Source organism: Pantoea sp. S62 (assembly GCF_016658625.1).
GTDB classification, from domain to species: domain Bacteria; phylum Pseudomonadota; class Gammaproteobacteria; order Enterobacterales; family Enterobacteriaceae; genus Pantoea; species Pantoea vagans.
The window spans coordinates 113,898-131,506 of sequence record NZ_JACVVI010000015.1; the positions used below are offsets into that span (position 1 = coordinate 113,898).

The following is a 17,609-nucleotide window of genomic DNA, read 5'->3' on the forward strand; positions in this document are numbered from 1 at the left end:
TTACGGTTGACCTGCAAACCAGTCAGGTACCGTTTTACTGTCAGTAACCAGTACACTTTCAATGCCCAGAGCGCATGCCGCCTCAATGTTCTCCGGGTTATCGTCGAAAAACACCGCCTGATCGGCAGTCACACCCTCCGCGTCCAGCACATGCTGATAAATCCGGGCTTCCGGTTTACGCATACCCAGCTCCTGCGAGAGATAGAGTTTGTCAGCTGCCTGCTGTACGTCGGGATACTGCGTCGGCCAGAATTCACAATGCAGCTTATTGGTGTTAGAGAGAATCACCACCCGATGACCTTCAAGCCGCAGCCGATTCATCAGCGCCAGGGTTTCAGGACGCACGTCTACGAAGACCGCCTGCCAGCCAGCAGTAAACTGTTCATAACTCAGCGCTATTGCCAGCTTTTCACACAGCGCCAGCGCGAAGTCTTCATCGCTGAGTTCTCCACGTTCGTGTTGTTCAAACGCTTCATCCATCTGGAAATGGCTTTGCAGCGAGGCCAGCGGCACACGGCTAAGGTCACTCCAGACACCCAGCACGCGGTTAAAGTCGATATCAATAATCACGTTGCCCAAATCAAAGATATACAGCATGGTGTGTCTCCTTCTGTTCCCTGGAGTATTCACTCTAGCGGCAAAAGTGCAGGCTGAACAGGCACGCGTGGAGAGAAAAGCGTAAACGCCAGAAGGTGGATAGAACGCACCCAGATATTTACTGGCCCGACTGGAGAAGCCGGAATTTCAGGCAAAAAAAAGCCCCGCATGCGGGGCTTTTTATCAGTTAAAGGCGCACTTATGCGTCTTTAGGACCACGTGAAGCACGTTTACGGTCGTTTTCAGTCAGGTGACGTTTACGGATACGCACTGACAGTGGTGTTACTTCTACCAGTTCGTCATCATCGATGAACTCGATAGCCTGTTCCAGTGTCATTTTCTGCGGTGGAACCAGGGTCGTTGCTTCATCAGTACCGGAAGCACGCATGTTGGTCAGCTTCTTACCGGTCAGACAGTTTACGGTCAGGTCGTTAGAACGGCTGTGAATACCGATGATCTGGCCTTCATAGACTTCTGCACCGTGACCCAGGAACAGCTTACCGCGATCCTGCAGACCGAACAGGGCGAACGCGACGGCTTTACCCTGACCGTTAGAGATCAGTACGCCGTTCTGACGCTGGCCCACTTCGCCTGGACGGATATCGTCGTAGTGGCTGAAGGTAGAGTAGAGCAGACCGGTACCGGACGTCATGGTCATGAATTCGTTACGGAAGCCAATCAGGCCACGGCTTGGGATCACGTAGTCGAGACGTACGCGGCCTTTGCCATCCGGATCCATGTTTTTCAGATCGCCTTTACGCTCGCCCATGGCTTGCATAACGGAACCCTGATGCGTCTCTTCGATATCCAGCGTAACGTTCTCAAATGGCTCTTGTTTACGGCCATCGATTTCACGGAAGATAACTTTCGGACGGGATACCGCCAGCTCGAAACCTTCACGACGCATGTTTTCGATCAGGACTGACAGGTGAAGTTCACCACGACCTGATACGCGGAAGGCGTCAGAATCTTCAGTTTCTTCAACACGCAGTGCTACGTTGTGAACCAGTTCTTTGTTCAGACGCTCAAGGATCTGACGTGAAGTCACGTACTTACCTTCTTTACCGCAGAACGGTGAGGTGTTGACGTTAAAGAACATGGTTACAGTTGGTTCATCGACGCTCAGTGCTGGCAGCGCTTCCACATTCTGCGTGTCACAGATAGTGTCGGAGATGTTCAGCTCGCCCAGACCGGTGATAGCAATGATATCGCCCGCTTCTGCCAGATCGCTATCGATACGCTCGAGACCCAGATGAGTCAGGACTTTACCGACTTTAGCGTTACGGGTTTTGCCTTCGCTATCGATGATAGTGACTTGCTGGTTAGGCTTAACTTTACCGCGCTTGATACGGCCGATGCCGATCACGCCCAGGTAGTTGTTGTAGTCCAGCTGAGAGATTTGCATCTGCAGTGGGGCATCAGCCTCGACCTGCGGAGGCGCAACGTGATCAACGATAGCCTGATACAGCGGGGTCATATCGTCAGCCATGTCGGTGTGCTCAAGACCCGCAATACCATTCAGCGCAGAGGCGAAAATGATAGGGAAGTCGAGCTGCTCGTCAGTGGCATCCAGGTTTACGAACAGGTCAAATACCTGATCCACAACCCAATCCGGACGCGCACCAGGGCGGTCTACTTTGTTGATAACCACAATCGGCTTCAGACCATGCGCGAACGCTTTTTTGGTCACGAAGCGGGTTTGCGGCATAGGGCCATCCATCGCATCTACAACCAGCAGCACCGAGTCCACCATGGACATGACGCGCTCAACTTCACCACCGAAGTCGGCGTGTCCTGGGGTATCAACGATGTTGATACGGTAGTCATTCCACTTAATGGCGGTGTTTTTTGCGAGGATGGTAATCCCACGCTCTTTCTCCAAATCATTGGAGTCCATCACGCGCTCGGTTGCTTCGGTACGGGCATCAAAAGTACCGGATTGTTGCAGCAGTTTGTCAACCAGGGTGGTCTTTCCATGGTCAACGTGCGCGATGATGGCGATGTTACGCAAATTTTCGATCACAGCTTTGCCTCAGGCATTAGAAATAGCGCGGTATTGTACACGGATTAAGCGGAAGACTGAACAGGATCACACTTTTCACTGAAAGTTTATTGCATCGGCGCAAATTTGCCCTGTTCCCGGTGCAGAAAATGCACTAAGTTGGTCTTGCGCACCAAAATAGTGCTAAAAAATCACCGTTAAGCACCGAGATGGTGCATTAAGACCATCGTGGTGCAGGCGCTTTATGACAAAAAGGTGCATCACAAGGCGATTTAAGCAACATCAAAAAAGTTGGCACAGAATTCGCTTTATCTAAATCAAGCGTAAACGCCAGACAGATGTCGGTTGAAGAGCGTGCCGGGTGAAGTTGGTCAGGGAGGTGTTTTCCCGCAATGGATTCCGGAAACGACGTTTCCTCGCCATGTAGATAATGAAAGACCATTTCCAGGAGAGTTGAGTATGTCCGCTGAACACGTTCTCTCGATGATGAACGAGCATGAAGTTAAGTTTGTTGACCTGCGTTTTACCGATACCAAAGGTAAAGAACAGCACGTTACGATCCCTGCTCACCAGGTTAACGCTGACTTCTTCGAAGAAGGCAAAATGTTCGATGGTTCGTCTATTGGCGGCTGGAAAGGCATTAACGAATCAGACATGGTGCTGATGCCTGACGCCACTACGGCAGTCATGGATCCTTTCTTCGAAGATTCTACGCTGATCATCCGTTGTGACATTCTTGAGCCAGGCACCATGCAGGGCTACGATCGCGATCCACGCTCTATCGCCAAGCGCGCTGAAGATTACCTGCGCTCTTCCGGCATCGCGGACACCGTGCTGTTTGGACCAGAACCCGAATTCTTCCTGTTCGATGACATCCGTTTCGGTTCATCAACGTCCGGCTCACATGTGGCTATCGACGATATCGAAGCGGCATGGAACACCGGTAAAGAGTACGAAGGCGGTAACAAAGGTCACCGTCCGGGTCTGAAAGGCGGCTACTTCCCGGTTCCACCGGTTGACTCATCACAGGACATCCGTTCTGCCATGTGTCTGACCATGGAGCAGATGGGTCTGGTTGTTGAAGCGCATCACCACGAAGTGGCGACCGCAGGTCAGAACGAAGTGGCAACCCGCTTCAATACTATGACCAAAAAAGCGGACGAAATTCAGATCTACAAATATGTCGTTCACAACGTTGCGCACGCTTACGGCAAAACGGCGACCTTTATGCCGAAGCCAATGTTTGGCGACAACGGTTCAGGCATGCACTGCCACATGTCACTCTCTAAAGGTGGCCAGAACCTGTTTGCCGGCGATAAGTACGGCGGCCTGTCTGAAATGGCGCTGTTCTACATCGGCGGTATCATTAAGCACGCGAAAGCGATCAACGCCCTGGCGAACCCGACAACCAACTCTTACAAGCGTCTGGTCCCGGGTTATGAAGCACCAGTTATGCTGGCTTACTCTGCCCGTAACCGTTCTGCCTCAATCCGTATCCCGGTTGTTGCCAGCCCGAAAGCCCGTCGTATCGAAGCGCGCTTCCCGGATCCAGCCGCTAACCCATACCTGGCGTTCACCGCGCTGCTGATGGCTGGCCTGGATGGCATCATCAACAAAATCCATCCTGGTGACGCGATGGATAAGAACCTGTATGACCTGCCACCGGAAGAAGAAGCTGAGATTCCAAAAGTTGCAGGCTCACTGGAAGAAGCGCTGAATGCACTGAACGAAGACCGCGAGTTCCTGACCCGTGGCGGTGTATTCACAGACGAATCGATCGATGCTTACATCGAACTGCGTAAAGCAGAGATGGATCGCGTTCGCATGACGCCACACCCGGTTGAGTTCGAGCTTTACTACAGCGTTTAACTGGTCAGACGTTTTTGTTGCCGTGGAAACTTTTAGCCCATCTTCGGATGGGCTTTTTTCTCCGCGAATTCACCGTTCATTCGCCCTCTTTTCGGCTTAAAGACTAAAATGCACCTGACTGGTGCAGAGGAACGTTGTATGGCAACTGGCTCTCTGCCCGATGCAGGGCAGATTCTCAACGCGTTAATCAACAGTATTTTGTTAGTGGATAACGATCTGGTTATTCATTACGCCAATCCGGCGGCGCAGCAATTACTGGCGCAAAGCTCACGCAAATTGTTCGGCACACCATTACCGGAATTAACCGGCTACTTTTCGCTGAATATTGAGGTGATGCGCGAGAGTCTTGAGGCTGGCCAGGGATTTACTGACAGTGAGGTCACGCTGGTGGTAGATGGTCGCGCACATATTATGTCGCTGACCGCCCAGCGGTTACCCGATGGCTTAATCCTGATGGAAATGGCGCCGATGGATAATCAGCGTCGCCTCAGTCAGGAGCAGTTACAGCACGCGCAGCAGGTCGCCGCTCGCGATCTGGTTCGCGGTCTGGCCCATGAGATTAAAAATCCGCTGGGCGGATTACGCGGCGCGGCACAGCTTCTATCCCGCGCCCTGCCCGATCCGTCACTGAATGAATACACCAAAGTGATTATTGAACAGGCCGACCGGTTGCGAAATCTGGTAGATCGTCTGTTAGGACCGCAGCAGCCAGGCATGCACATCACGCAGAGCATTCATCAGGTGGCCGAACGGGTGGTCAATCTGGTGTCGATGGAGCTGCCGGAGAATGTTTCGCTGGTCAGGGATTACGACCCCAGCCTGCCGGAACTGCCGCATGACCCCGACCAGATTGAACAGGTGCTGCTTAACGTAGTTCGCAACGCACTTCAGGCGCTGGGCGACGACGGTGGCACCATTGTTATCCGCACCCGCACTGCTTTCCAGTTGACGCTGCACGGCACGCGTTATCGCCTGGTGGCACGTATTGATATTGAAGATGATGGCCCCGGCATTCCGGCCCAGCTGCAGGATACGCTGTTTTATCCGATGGTCAGCGGACGTGAAGGCGGAACCGGTTTAGGCCTCTCCATCGCCCGTAGCCTGATTGATCAACATTCAGGAAAAATAGAATTTAACAGTTGGCCGGGACACACCGAATTTTCGGTTTACCTGCCTATTCGCCAGTGAGGTTTCTATGCAACGAGGGATAGTCTGGATCGTCGATGACGATAGCTCCATCCGCTGGGTGCTTGAACGCGCGCTCACTGGAGCCGGTTTGAGCTGTGCGACCTTTGACAGCGCAAGCGAGGTGCTGGATGCCCTCTCAACCAAGACCCCGGACGTTTTACTGTCAGATATTCGCATGCCCGGTATGGATGGCCTGGCGCTGCTGAAACAGATTAAGCAGCGTCATCCGATGCTTCCGGTCATCATAATGACGGCGCATTCGGATCTGGACGCCGCTGTCAGCGCCTATCAGCAGGGTGCCTTTGATTACCTGCCTAAACCGTTTGATATTGACGAAGCGGTGGCGCTGGTCGAGCGAGCCATCAGTCACTATCAGGAACAGCAGCAGCCGCGAAATCAGCCGGTCAGCGGACCCACCACCGATATCATTGGTGAAGCGCCAGCGATGCAGGATGTGTTTCGTATCATCGGCCGGTTATCGCGCTCGTCGATCAGTGTGCTGATCAACGGCGAGTCCGGTACCGGTAAAGAGCTGGTGGCTCATGCGCTGCATCGCCATAGTCCGCGTACCAAAGCGCCTTTCATCGCGCTTAACATGGCGGCGATTCCCAAAGATTTGATTGAATCCGAACTGTTCGGTCACGAGAAAGGTGCCTTTACCGGCGCCAACCAGATCCGTCAGGGCCGTTTTGAGCAGGCGGATGGCGGCACGCTGTTTCTGGATGAGATCGGTGATATGCCGCTGGATGTGCAGACCCGTCTGCTGCGCGTGCTGGCCGATGGCCAGTTCTATCGCGTTGGTGGCTATGCGCCAGTGAAAGTGGATGTACGTATTATCGCCGCAACCCACCAGAATCTGGAATTACGCGTGCAGGAAGGCAAGTTCCGTGAGGACCTTTTCCACCGCCTGAATGTGATTCGCGTGCATCTGCCACCGCTGCGTGAGCGTCGTGAGGACATCCCGCGTCTGGCACGTTACTTCCTGCAGGTGGCGGCCCGTGAGCTGGGGGTGGAAGCGAAGATTCTGCATCCGGAAACCGAGACAGCCTTAACCCGTCTTCACTGGTCCGGTAACGTTCGTCAGCTGGAGAACACCTGTCGCTGGCTGACCGTGATGGCGGCGGGCCAGGAAGTACTGATTCAGGATCTGCCCGGAGAACTGTTTGAATCCAGTACCCCGGAGAATCCGGTGCAGTCGCTGCCTGACAGCTGGGCAACCCTGCTGGCACAGTGGGCCGACCGCGCCCTGCGTTCCGGTCATCAGAATCTGCTGTCAGAAGCCCAGCCAGAGATGGAGCGTACGCTGCTCACCACTGCGCTGCGTCATACGCAAGGCCACAAGCAGGAAGCAGCACGTCTGCTGGGCTGGGGACGAAACACGCTGACGCGCAAGCTGAAAGAGCTGGGCATGGAGTAAGCGGTTCAGTACGGGCTGGTGTGGTCTGCCAGCCCGTTTCTTCAGATAACGCGCGAGAACTGCTGCTGACGCGCTTTCTGACGCAGATAACGATCAAAACACATGCAGATATTACGAATCAGTAACCGGCCAATCCCCGTCACCTCCAGCCCGCCAGCCGTTTGTACCACCAGCCCATCGGCGATTAACGGTTTCAGCAGCGCCAGGTCCTCAGCAAAATAGTCGCTGAAGCAAATTCCCCATTGCGCTTCTGTCGCGGCAAAATCCAGCGAGAAGTTACAGAGCAGCGTTTTAATCACGTCACGACGCAGGCAATCATCGTCGGTTAAGGCGATACCGCGCCACAGGCCATTCCCCTGCTGTTCAACACTCTTGTACCAGGTGTTGAGGTCTTTCTGGTTCTGCGCATAACTGTCGCCAATCATGCTGATGGCTGAAACGCCAAGCCCCAGCAAATCGCTGTCGCCCTGCGTCGTGTATCCCTGGAAATTACGATGCAGCTGCCCTTTCCGCTGCGCGATGGCCAGCTCATCCTGCGGCTTCGCAAAGTGATCCATCCCGATAAACTGGTAGCCCTGCTGAGTCAGCGTCGTGATGGTCTGCTGTAAGATATCCAGCTTTTGCTGAGCGGAGGGCAGTTCGTCCTCTTTGATTTTACGCTGTGCCGCGAACATCGCTGGCAGATGCGCATAGTTAAACACGCTAAGGCGATCGGGATTGAGTGCCAGTACCCGCTCCAGCGTCCAGGCAAAGCTGGCTGGTGTCTGCAGGGGCAAGCCATAGATCAGGTCGATGCTGACAGAGCTGAAGCCCTGTTCACGGGCGCGCGCCATCAGGCCGAAAATCACCTCTTCGTCCTGCACCCGGTTAACCCGTTCCTGCACCGCTTTATTGAAATCCTGCACGCCCATGCTCAGACGATTGAATCCCAGCGATCGCAGGTGATCAATCATATCCAGCTCAATTTCACGGGGATCAATCTCGATCGACATTTCAACATCGCTGGCCACGCTGAAGTGTTGCTTCAGTAAACCCACCAGCCGTGAAATCTGCGCATTATCGAGAAAAGTTGGCGTGCCGCCGCCCCAGTGAAGCTGCGTGACCTGACGCTGACGAAACAGCGGCGCACGCTGAATAATCTCCTGCTCAAGCACATCCAGATAACGGTCCGCTTTGTGGCGCTGACGGGTCACAATCTTATTGCAGCCGCAGAAGTAGCAGAGACGATGGCAGAAGGGAATATGGACGTAGAGTGACAGCGGACGGTCAGGGTAGCGCGCCACGGCTCGCTGAAAATCGCCTTCCGCATAGTGCTCGCTGAACTCCAGCGCGGTGGGATAAGAGGTGTAACGCGGGCCGGCATAATTGTACTTTTCAATTAACGCCTGATCCCACTCAATCTGCTGCGATGGCATGCTCACTCCTTCCGATGACGTCGTCTGAGAGAAGGTCGCGAAGAAGAGGAGATGAAAGGTGAGCGGGTTGAGACCCGACGTAAACGTTGCTTCAGCCGCGACAGGCGTCGTAGTTTAAACAATAACCACAGCAGATAACATGTCGCCAGCAGCGCGAAAATTGATCCAGGCCAAAACATTGTTGTTTACCTGATAAGTACGGCATGCGGAAACCGCATGCCGATCAAATCTGCTTAGTTGCCCTTCAGCAGACGGTACATATCTTCTTCAGCCTGCTCATCTTCAGCATCATCCATCACAATGCCTAACTGCTCCATCAGTTCGTCGATACGATCCAGCGAGGCATCCAGCCAGCCCTGATCTTCAGCCGACAGCGTTTCGCCATTTTCCAGACGATCCAGCAGCGCATCCAGACGCTCGTCATTTTCCAGCTTCGCCAGCTCTTCTTCGGGCGTCAGACGCACTTTCTTCTCAGCTGCGGGTTTTGCCACGCTTTTCTTTGGCTTAACGGCTGCGGTTTTCCCCTCAGCAATCAGGGCTACCGGTTTTTTACTGCCGATACGCGGATCTTTTACGCTGCTCTCCTGACGTCCGCCGTTGCTTTCGGACGCAGCCGGATTAGCACGGCTGCCAGATGCGTGTCCGCGATGCTTTTTATCACGTTTGCGATCGCGTGCTTCATGGTTGATATCGTCACGCGATTTGCGTTTGGCTTTGACGGCAGGTTTGCCGTTAGCAGCTCGTGCAGGTTGCTTCATAGTATTCGGTCCCGGCTTTTTTATTCAGTATAGAATTGCGGCGAAATCTAGCAGAAACCAGACAAAGAAAAAAGGCGACAGCTCAAGCTGTCGCCTTATTTCATACCTTCATAAGAAGGAATCATGTTTTAAGTCCTTTTCGGCTCGTAACATCCCGGTCAATCCCGCGCCTGCTCAACTCCTGAGCTTTTCCTTATCCCTGTCTGGCCGTATCCCTGACCGTTTCCATTCCACCGCTCGTTGCCTTCCTGACATCCCTGAGCGCATCATCCTGATGTGTGCTGCCGTTCACTGCACAATAATGTAGACCAACTGGTAAAAGCCTCAAGTCGGTGTCAAAAATAGTTAGTTCAAAAAAAGAACGATTATTGTCAACGTTATGAATTTTAATGTTTTTTATTTTTAGTAATTAAAGTAAAAAGCGAAATAACCTGCAGCCTGAATGGCAAATCTCTTACACACTTTGTTATCGAGATGTGATTGAGCACTTTCGCGCCATAACGCGTATAATCGCCGCCATTGCCTTAATGCGTTTTCTGGAGTGTTACCTTGTCTGAATTGAATTATCACGTTACCCACTTTGTCATGAGCGCGCCGGATATCCGTCATCTGCCTGCCGATACCGGAATTGAAGTGGCTTTTGCTGGCCGTTCGAACGCGGGAAAATCGAGTGCGCTGAATACGTTAACCAATCAGAAAGGTCTGGCACGTACCAGTAAAACGCCGGGACGTACGCAGCTGATTAACCTGTTCGAAGTGAAAGAAGGTAAGCGTCTGGTCGACCTGCCAGGTTACGGTTATGCCGAAGTGCCGGAAGAGATGAAGCTGAAGTGGCAGCGTGCATTAGGAGAATACCTGCAAAAACGTCAGGCCCTGAAAGGACTGGTCGTGCTGATGGATATCCGTCATCCGCTGAAAGACCTTGATCGACAGATGATTCAGTGGTCAGTGGAAAGCGGTATTCCGGTGCTGTTGCTTCTGACCAAAGCAGACAAACTGGCCTCAGGTGCCCGTAAAGCGCAGCTCAATGTCGTGCGTGAAGCCGCACTCGAATTCGTGGGTGATGTGCAGGTAGAGCTCTTCTCCTCGCTGAAGAAAATCGGCGTGGATAAGGTTCGTCAGAAGCTGGACAGCTGGTTTAATACGCTTGAACCGGCGGTTGAGGATCAGGACGGGGAAGAGTAACTGGCAACACGGTGCCGCTGAAGCTGGCGGTACAAAAAGCCCAATAAAAAACGCCCCAGTCACAGAATGACTGGGGCGGCTAAATTCAGCCAAATCCGATTACGTGAAGTAAAAGGTCTGAAAGATAGAACATCTTACCTCTGTACCCTACGCGACGAACTTTACCTGATTTTGTGTGCGTGACAAAGGCTTTTTTGTTGCTTACTTACATCAAACAGGGCTTTTTTTACCATACACATCACAAAAATAGCGTTGCGATGTAGTTAAATAACGAAAAAAGTGTTTAGCCGATAAGCAGTTAGAAAAGCGCGTAATCTCAGTACCAGCGCTGGCCAGGTTAAACCAGGTAATTAAACGATTTACTTATACCTGACTAAGGGTCGATTCCGCTCTGTGGAACCGACCTGAAGCCGTGAATCAGTGGGCTTCATCCCAGTTGTCACCCACACCGACTTCAACCAGTAAAGGCACGTCGAGCTGCACGCTACCTTCCATCAGCGCGCGGATTTTCTGACTGGCTGCTTCAACGGCCTCCGCTTTCACTTCGAACACCAGTTCATCGTGAACCTGCATGATCATTCTGACACTATTGTCGTTTTGCTGTTCCAGCCACGCATCAACAGCAATCATCGCCCGCTTGATAATATCTGCTGCCGTTCCCTGCATCGGCGCATTGATCGCGGCACGTTCAGCGGCTTTCCGGCGAATGGCATTGCTGGATTTAATATCCGGCAACCACAGTCGACGGCCTTCAATCGTTTCGACATAGCCTTTACTTGCCGCCAGCTGGCGGGTGTTCTCCATATAGCGCAGTACGCCCGGATAACGTTCAAAGTAGAGGTCCATATACTTTTTCGCTTCGCCTGCGCCAATGTTCAGCTGGCGCGAAAGACCAAATGCACTCATGCCATAGATCAGACCAAAGTTGATCGCTTTCGCACTACGGCGCTGTTCGGCGCTGACCTTGTCCAGTGGTACACCAAATACTTCGGATGCCGTGGCACGGTGAATATCTTCGCCCTGGGCAAAAGCGTCCAGTAATCCTTTATCCTGAGAGAGATGCGCCATGATACGCAGTTCGATTTGTGAATAGTCTGCCGCCACAATGCGATAACCTTTGGCCGCGACAAAGGCCTGACGGATTCGGCGTCCTTCGTCATTACGCACCGGGATGTTTTGCAGATTCGGATCGGCAGAGGATAAGCGACCGGTTGCGGTAACGGCCTGATGATAAGAGGTATGCACCCGCCCGCTCAGCGGGTTGATCATCAGGGGTAATTTATCCGTATAGGTCGACTTAAGTTTAGATAAGCCGCGATGTTCCAGAATCACTTTGGGCAGCGGATAGTCGAGTGCCAGCTCAGCTAACACCTCTTCGCTGGTTGACGGCGCACCGCCCGGTGTTTTCTTGGTGGGTTTGATACCCTGTTTTTCAAACAGGATCACCTGCAGCTGCTTGGTGGATGAGAGGTTGAAGGGTTCTCCCGCCAGCTCATGTGCTTTTAATTCAAGCTCAGCCAGTCGGGCAGTCAGCTCTTTCGAATGTTGCGCCAGAATAGCCTGATCGATTAACACGCCATTGCGCTCAATCCTGGAAATTACCGTCAGTAATGGCATCTCAATCTGCTCGAAGACTTTTCTCGGGCCCGCTTCTTTCTCCAGCTCTGGCCACATCTTCAGATGCAACTGCAGGGTCACATCGGCATCTTCGGCAGCATAATGGGATGCCTGCTCCAATGCGATTTGATTGAACGTCAGCTGATTTTTGCCTTTACCAGCGATCTCCTGGAAGGTGACCGTTTTGTGGTTAAGCCAGCGAGCAGCCAGGCTATCCATGTCATGTTTACCCACCACGCTGTTGAGAATATAGGACTCAAGCATGGTGTCGAATTTGATACCGGCCAGTTCAATATCGTAGTTTTTCAGTACGCCACGATCGTATTTCAGGTTCTGGCCCACTTTCCAGGCGCTGTCATCTTCCAGCAGGGGCTTGAGCTGTGCCAGAACGGCCGCGCGATCCAGTTGTTCAGGCGCATCGAGATAGTCATGGGCAACCGGCAGGTAGGCGGCTTCGCCGGGCGCAATCGCGAAGCTGATGCCCACGATGTTAGCGCTCAGGGTATCCAGCGCGTCGGTTTCCAGATCAAAGGCGAAGACCTCGCTTTTTTTCAGTTTCTCCAGCCAGCTGTCAAAAAGATCCTGATCCAGAATGGTGAAATAATTCTCGGTCGGTAATACGCTGCTGGTTTCAGGCACAGCAACCGGCTCATCGGAGAGCGCTTTCTGTGCCTGAGTATTACTTTTCTTGCCCTGCAGCCATTTCCCATCCTGCAGGTCACTCAGCCAGCGTTTGAACTCATAACGGCTGAACAGGGTCTGCAGCGCCTCGACATTGGGTTCAGTGACCGTGAGCTCTTCACAGGGCAGCGCCAGCTCGACGTCCGTCTTGATGGTCGCCAGCTGGTAAGAGAGAAACGCCACATCCCGATTCTGCTCAAGTTTGGTCGCCATGGTTTTCGCGCCACGAAACCCGAGATCCGCTACTTTATCCAGATTGTCATAGATGGTCTGCATGCTGCCCAGACCCTGCAGCAGAGCCTGTGCCGTTTTCTCACCCACGCCGGGAACGCCAGGGATGTTATCTGAGCTGTCGCCCATCATGGCCAGAAAATCGATGATTAAGGCTGGTGGCACACCATATTTCTGCTCGACCTCTTCCGGCCCCAGGATGGTGTTGCTCATGGTGTTAATCAGCGTGATGGCTGGCGTGACCAGCTGCGCCATATCCTTGTCGCCGGTGCTGATTAGCACTGAAAGGCCTTTTTTCTCCGCTTCCAGCGCCAGCGTACCGATAACATCATCGGCTTCAACGCCGCTCACAGCCAGTAGCGGCAGACCCATCGCCCGCACCATCTCATGCAGCGGCTCGATTTGCGCCCGCAGTTCGTCAGGCATCGGCGGACGATGAGATTTATAATGCTCGAACAGCTCATCCCTGAAGGTTTTGCCTTTGGCATCGAACACTACAGCAACGTGACTCGGATTATATTGCGCCAGCAGGCTTTTCAGCATGTTGAGCACGCCGTACATGGCGCCAGTGGGTTCACCTGCACTATTGGTCAGTGGCGGAAACGCGTGATACGCGCGATAAAGATAGGATGAGCCATCGACCAGAATGAGGGGATTTTCTGCTATTTGCGCCATAAGTCTGTGTTGTCTTCGTTGCTATGGGTTGGTCTATAAGGATGCCACAAGCTGGCGGAAATGGTGAACTAAGGCACAGGATATGTCGCGTTTTTAACGGTTCTGGAGGAAAGATCGCAACGATCATTCTGTGGATAACTTTGTGCGTAAAAATTATAACGCGCTGCTATTCAGGATCTTAAATGATTTGGCTATTAATAAAATACATAATTTTCATTAGCTTATTTAATTTCCGTGACCCGATCGCCATTTTTAATTACGTGATCCCTTGTGTGGATATTAAATTTATGCCCTGGAGATGGACAAAATTTACGTCTCTGTTTAATGGCATAAAAAAACGCCAGCAGAGCTGGCGTCAGATGGGGTGGTAAGGCAGATTACTTCTGGCTTACGAGGAATTTAACCACGTTCGCGTAATCAGCAACGAAATTGTCCATAGAGCTGGTATCGAGGCCGCCGTTGTTCACCATATATTTGCCATTCACGAACATCGCTGGCACACCGCGCAGATCAACATCCGCAGCCGCTTTCTGCTGTTGTGCAACCAGCGCTTTTACGGCAAAGCTGTTCCAGGCAGCATCGTAGTCAGCAGCGGAGATACCGGCCGCTTTAACAAAAGCCTCTTTCAGACTGGCAGGATCGGTAATGGTCTGCGTTTTCTGAATGCCATCAAAGATCGGTGCTGTCACCTTATCTTCAACGCCCAGCGCCATGGCGACGGCCCATGCCTGAGTCACAACCGGTCCCAGATCACCACCAAGGAAATCGACGTGGTATTTCACCAGCTTTGTATCAGCAGGCAGATTCTTTTTCACCGCGTCATTAACGTGATAAATACGTTCAAACTGATAGCAGTGCGGGCAGAAGAAGGAGAAGAACTCCATCACCTGAGGTTCACTGGCCACAGGTTTTGGCAGACTCACATATTGTTTACCTTCAGTGAACTGGGCAGCAGACGCGCTGAATGCCAGCACTAAACCCATCAGTGCAAACCAAATTTTTTTCATCGTGAAAACTTCTCCTGACTACGTCGTTAATATTGCGGTGTCAGCTGCAGAGGAGGTTCCTGCAACAGCTTCTCCTGCTCGGTAAAGAGTGAAATTTGCCTGCGCCAGAAATCTTCATCTGTCATCCAGGGGAAAGCGCGCGGAAAAGCGGGATCCTGCCAGCGTCGGACAACCCAGGCCAGATAATAAACCATGCGCATAGCGCGTAAAGGTTCAATCAGTGACAATTCATTAATATCAAAGTCACTGAATTCACTGTAAGCCTCCAGCAAAATATCCCACTGTATACGCTGTTCCTGTCGATCGCCGCTGATGAGCATCCACAAATCCTGTACCGCCGGACCATTACGGGCATCATCCAGATCGACAAATAGCGGTCCATCGCGCCACAGGATATTCCCCGGATGACAGTCGCCATGTAATCGTAGCGGCTGCCACGTGGTATGCCACTGTTGCTGCAGCGTGTTACCTAGCTTATCGATAGCCTGTAGCAGCGCGGTCTTAAGCGAAGCAGGCACTAATTGTGAGTGCTCCAGCGCCTGTCGGGGTTCATGCAGATACTCATCAAGACCGATGGCAGGACGATGGTTGAACAGCGCTTTGCGCCCGGTCTGATGAATGCGGCCCAGGAATCGGCCTACCCATTCCATCTGATCTTCATTGTCTGTCTCATATTGCCGTCCGCCCAGACTGGGAAATACGGCAAAGAAGAAGCCAGCGTGGCTGTGCAGTGTCTCGCCCTTTAACCGCAATGGTGCCGCGATGGGCACCTCATCAGCCAGCAGATCGAGCGCATACTGATGCTCTTCAGCGATCTGTTCAGCACGCCAGCGCTGTGGGCGATAAAACTTCGCGACATAGCGGCGTTTTTCATCATCGCTGAATTGGTAAACCCGGTTCTCATAGCTGTTCAGGGCTGTCAGACCTGATTCGACGCGAATTCCTGTATCCCAGAGCGCATCAAGCAATACGTCGGGATTCAATGTCTGGAAGTTGAAAGCAGCGTCGCTCATCATATTACCTGTAGTTGCCCTTGCAAATAGCAGCCAAGGATAACACTACTCGTCCTGTTTAATGACACCCCGTGCGCGGAGCAGTGCGGTTTTGAAATCAACTTCATAGTCTTTTTTCAGGCCTGGGATCGCATCATCGCTGGCTGAGTCACGCATTTTGAGATGGTAAATTAATACATCGTCGCTTAATTCACTTAACGGGCCACGGAAACCAGATTCCTGCGCCAGTTTCTGCAAAAATGTGACCAGATTCAGGTCAGGCTCTTTTTGCCAGGCGGGTTGCAGCAGTTCGATCAACTCGTTTAAACGATGGCATTTCATTGAGGTTTCTCCGTTATTCACAGTGCGTCATCAGCGAGGGCAAAGCCATGACAATATTGACCGGCATCATTCTGGCTGGTGGTCAGGGCCGCCGTATGGGTGGTCAGGATAAAGGATTAGTGCAACTGGATGGCAGGCCGCTTTATCAGCATGTCCTTGAACGGCTCAGGCCACAAGTCGACATTGTCATGATTAATGCCAATCGTAATATTGATCGCTATCAGTTAAGCGGGTGTCGGGTTGTGCAGGATGTTTTTGATGGCTATCCGGGTCCGCTGGCCGGTATCTACAGTGCATTAGTGGCCATCGACGGTGAATGGGCTGCCTTTTGCTCCTGTGATACGCCTGCAGTTCCTCTTAACTTTGTTGAAAAACTGGCTGAACAATGTGGAGACGCCCCTGCAGTCTGGGTCCGCTCACAATCACGCGACCACCCCACGCTGGCGCTGATTCATCGGAAGATGGCAGTGCCTCTTCATGACTATCTTCACGCCGGTGAACGACGTCTGATGCATTTCCTGCGCGACCACGGCGGCCATGCTGTTCAGCTGGATAATGATGAATCTGCCTTCCGCAATATCAATACGCCTGATGATCTAAATCATACTAGCTCAACCAACTGAGGAGGGGATTAATATAGATAAAATTTAAAAAACGAAGCTCAGTTAACAATGTCTTTTTTTATTAAAAATAAGGCAGGCAATTTATCACGCTCGAAAAAATAATCCGTTACTCATTTAAAATAATAGAATTGTATCTGAGTTGAATTTTCCTGAAAGTGACCAATAAAATTGTTAACGGGAAGTCAGCGGACTACATTAAATGGGCAATAATAGTCATTACTGCCCAGGCGCTTTAGAGAGCTATCAGCCAGCAGTGAGGATATTAGTCCAAACTGCATCAGCACGGGCCACTGAGTCAGTAGTCCCTTCAGCAGCACCGACTACCAGTCCAAAAACAGCACCCCAAATACCGCCAAACAGGCCACCAAGGACACCCTGTGCTGGAGCCAGAATTCCACTGGTTACGCCGTCAGTATTAGCAGAAATATTATAGCAGGACCATGCAACGCCCATTGCGCCAGCAATCATTCCAACCACTGCGCCACCGATGCTGTCTAAGAATCCAGTAGAGGCAGCACCTGATACTAATTCTGTTTCAGCGATAGTAAGTTCTTTCATTTTAATCTTCCTTAAATTAGTTAATACGCAATTGAAATCCATCTAAGACATTTAACTTAATTAAACATCATCATTAGTTTCAATCAGTTACTAATAAATGTAAATAGAATAAAATCCATTTATTCCAGCAATATATTTTCCGTCTGTTATAAAATCCACAATCACATTAAGTTAATAAGTTAGTTAAGTATTAAATTGTAGAATATTAAAAGTAATTAACTCGATATTTATTCTATTTTTCACCTGTTGAGTGTCGTAATAGTCAATATAAAGGAGATCACTGGCCGTAGTTTACCGTATCAGAGAGGGGTTCTCAGGCTGTTTTCGGAGATTATGGTGCGGTTTTTCACGATCTGCAGACGTAAAAAAACCCCGCACTCGCGTGCGGGGCTTCTTCACTTATTTGATGCCTGGCAGTTCCCTACTCTCGCATGGGGAGACCCCACACTACC

At 51.7% G+C, this 17,609-nt stretch carries 14 protein-coding genes; 5 read left to right on the top strand and 9 right to left on the bottom strand.

The genetic code is table 11. From position 1 onward, the window contains the following. Both yihX and typA read right to left on the bottom strand, forming a co-directional pair. Entirely contained in the window at positions 1 to 597 is a 597-nt protein-coding gene (gene yihX, locus IBT54_RS19340; RefSeq protein WP_201252771.1) for a glucose-1-phosphatase, read from the bottom strand. A gap of 199 nt (positions 598 to 796) precedes the next feature. Further along, complete coding sequence (gene typA, locus IBT54_RS19345) at positions 797 to 2,620, bottom strand: ribosome-dependent GTPase TypA (RefSeq protein WP_013359532.1); 1,824 nt, start codon at positions 2,618 to 2,620, stop codon at positions 797 to 799. 438 nt (positions 2,621 to 3,058) lie between these two features. On the opposite strand from typA, the gene glnA reads away from it, so the two are divergent. From glnA to glnG, 3 genes are all read left to right on the top strand, one after another. Then, the gene (gene glnA / locus IBT54_RS19350; protein ID WP_013359533.1) at positions 3,059 to 4,468 is read left to right on the top strand and encodes a glutamate--ammonia ligase; all 1,410 of its coding nucleotides are present in this window, start codon (positions 3,059 to 3,061) and stop codon (positions 4,466 to 4,468) included. A 138-nt stretch (positions 4,469 to 4,606) separates the two neighbouring features. Continuing rightward, a complete protein-coding gene (gene glnL / locus IBT54_RS19355; protein ID WP_013359534.1) occupies positions 4,607 to 5,656 on the top strand; it encodes a nitrogen regulation protein NR(II) in 1,050 nt (349 codons plus the stop codon). A gap of 7 nt (positions 5,657 to 5,663) precedes the next feature. Then, positions 5,664 to 7,073: a nitrogen regulation protein NR(I) gene (gene glnG / locus IBT54_RS19360; protein ID WP_010258440.1), complete on the top strand. Its 1,410-nt coding sequence runs from the start codon at positions 5,664 to 5,666 to the stop codon at positions 7,071 to 7,073. 41 nt (positions 7,074 to 7,114) lie between these two features. On the opposite strand, the gene hemN is transcribed toward glnG, so the two are convergent. Together hemN and yihI are read right to left on the bottom strand one after the other, a co-directional pair. Next, positions 7,115 to 8,488, bottom strand: a complete 1,374-nt coding sequence (gene hemN, locus IBT54_RS19365; protein ID WP_201252772.1) for an oxygen-independent coproporphyrinogen III oxidase — start codon at positions 8,486 to 8,488, stop codon at positions 7,115 to 7,117. 233 nt (positions 8,489 to 8,721) lie between these two features. Next, complete coding sequence (gene yihI, locus IBT54_RS19370) at positions 8,722 to 9,246, bottom strand: Der GTPase-activating protein YihI (protein ID WP_033784327.1); 525 nt, start codon at positions 9,244 to 9,246, stop codon at positions 8,722 to 8,724. Between the two features lie 549 nt (positions 9,247 to 9,795). Between yihI and yihA the strand changes: the two genes are divergently transcribed. Then, entirely contained in the window at positions 9,796 to 10,431 is a 636-nt protein-coding gene (gene yihA / locus IBT54_RS19375; protein ID WP_013359537.1) for a ribosome biogenesis GTP-binding protein YihA/YsxC, read from the top strand. 417 nt (positions 10,432 to 10,848) lie between these two features. Here the strand turns inward: yihA and polA are convergent, their stop codons facing one another. From polA to IBT54_RS19395, 4 genes are all read right to left on the bottom strand, one after another. Next, complete coding sequence (polA, locus tag IBT54_RS19380) at positions 10,849 to 13,635, bottom strand: DNA polymerase I (protein ID WP_201252773.1); 2,787 nt, start codon at positions 13,633 to 13,635, stop codon at positions 10,849 to 10,851. Positions 13,636 to 14,012: 377 nt separating this feature from the next. Next, complete coding sequence (gene dsbA / locus IBT54_RS19385; protein WP_013359539.1) at positions 14,013 to 14,642, bottom strand: thiol:disulfide interchange protein DsbA; 630 nt, start codon at positions 14,640 to 14,642, stop codon at positions 14,013 to 14,015. Positions 14,643 to 14,668: 26 nt separating this feature from the next. Beyond that, entirely contained in the window at positions 14,669 to 15,655 is a 987-nt protein-coding gene (locus tag IBT54_RS19390; RefSeq protein ID WP_013359540.1) for a serine/threonine protein kinase, read from the bottom strand. A gap of 45 nt (positions 15,656 to 15,700) precedes the next feature. Beyond that, on the bottom strand, positions 15,701 to 15,976 hold the full coding sequence (locus IBT54_RS19395) for a YihD family protein (RefSeq protein WP_201252774.1): 276 nt from the start codon (positions 15,974 to 15,976) through the stop codon (positions 15,701 to 15,703). Between the two features lie 47 nt (positions 15,977 to 16,023). Here IBT54_RS19395 and mobA point away from each other — a divergent pair, with 47 nt between their 5' ends. Beyond that, positions 16,024 to 16,599 (top strand): molybdenum cofactor guanylyltransferase MobA, encoded by a 576-nt coding sequence (gene mobA, locus IBT54_RS19400; RefSeq protein ID WP_110331929.1) that lies wholly within the window; start codon positions 16,024 to 16,026, stop codon positions 16,597 to 16,599. A gap of 243 nt (positions 16,600 to 16,842) precedes the next feature. Here mobA and IBT54_RS19405 read toward each other — a convergent pair whose 3' ends face one another. Then, entirely contained in the window at positions 16,843 to 17,157 is a 315-nt protein-coding gene (locus tag IBT54_RS19405) for a hypothetical protein (protein WP_041457144.1), read from the bottom strand. Positions 17,158 to 17,609 lie beyond the last annotated feature (452 nt).

Excerpts from the sequence above, each read along its gene's own strand:
- yihX (WP_201252771.1), bottom strand. The coding sequence starts at position 597 with ATGCTGTATATCTTTGATTTGGGCAACGTGATTATTGATATCGACTTT.
- glnA (WP_013359533.1), top strand. The coding sequence starts at position 3,059 with ATGTCCGCTGAACACGTTCTCTCGATGATGAACGAGCATGAAGTTAAG.
- glnL (WP_013359534.1), top strand. The coding sequence starts at position 4,607 with ATGGCAACTGGCTCTCTGCCCGATGCAGGGCAGATTCTCAACGCGTTA.
- glnG (WP_010258440.1), top strand. The coding sequence starts at position 5,664 with ATGCAACGAGGGATAGTCTGGATCGTCGATGACGATAGCTCCATCCGC.
- hemN (WP_201252772.1), bottom strand. The coding sequence starts at position 8,488 with ATGCCATCGCAGCAGATTGAGTGGGATCAGGCGTTAATTGAAAAGTAC.
- yihI (WP_033784327.1), bottom strand. The coding sequence starts at position 9,246 with ATGAAGCAACCTGCACGAGCTGCTAACGGCAAACCTGCCGTCAAAGCC.
- polA (WP_201252773.1), bottom strand. The coding sequence starts at position 13,635 with ATGGCGCAAATAGCAGAAAATCCCCTCATTCTGGTCGATGGCTCATCC.
- dsbA (WP_013359539.1), bottom strand. The coding sequence starts at position 14,642 with ATGAAAAAAATTTGGTTTGCACTGATGGGTTTAGTGCTGGCATTCAGC.
- IBT54_RS19390 (WP_013359540.1), bottom strand. The coding sequence starts at position 15,655 with ATGAGCGACGCTGCTTTCAACTTCCAGACATTGAATCCCGACGTATTG.
- IBT54_RS19395 (WP_201252774.1), bottom strand. The coding sequence starts at position 15,976 with ATGAAATGCCATCGTTTAAACGAGTTGATCGAACTGCTGCAACCCGCC.
- mobA (WP_110331929.1), top strand. The coding sequence starts at position 16,024 with ATGACAATATTGACCGGCATCATTCTGGCTGGTGGTCAGGGCCGCCGT.
- IBT54_RS19405 (WP_041457144.1), bottom strand. The coding sequence starts at position 17,157 with ATGAAAGAACTTACTATCGCTGAAACAGAATTAGTATCAGGTGCTGCC.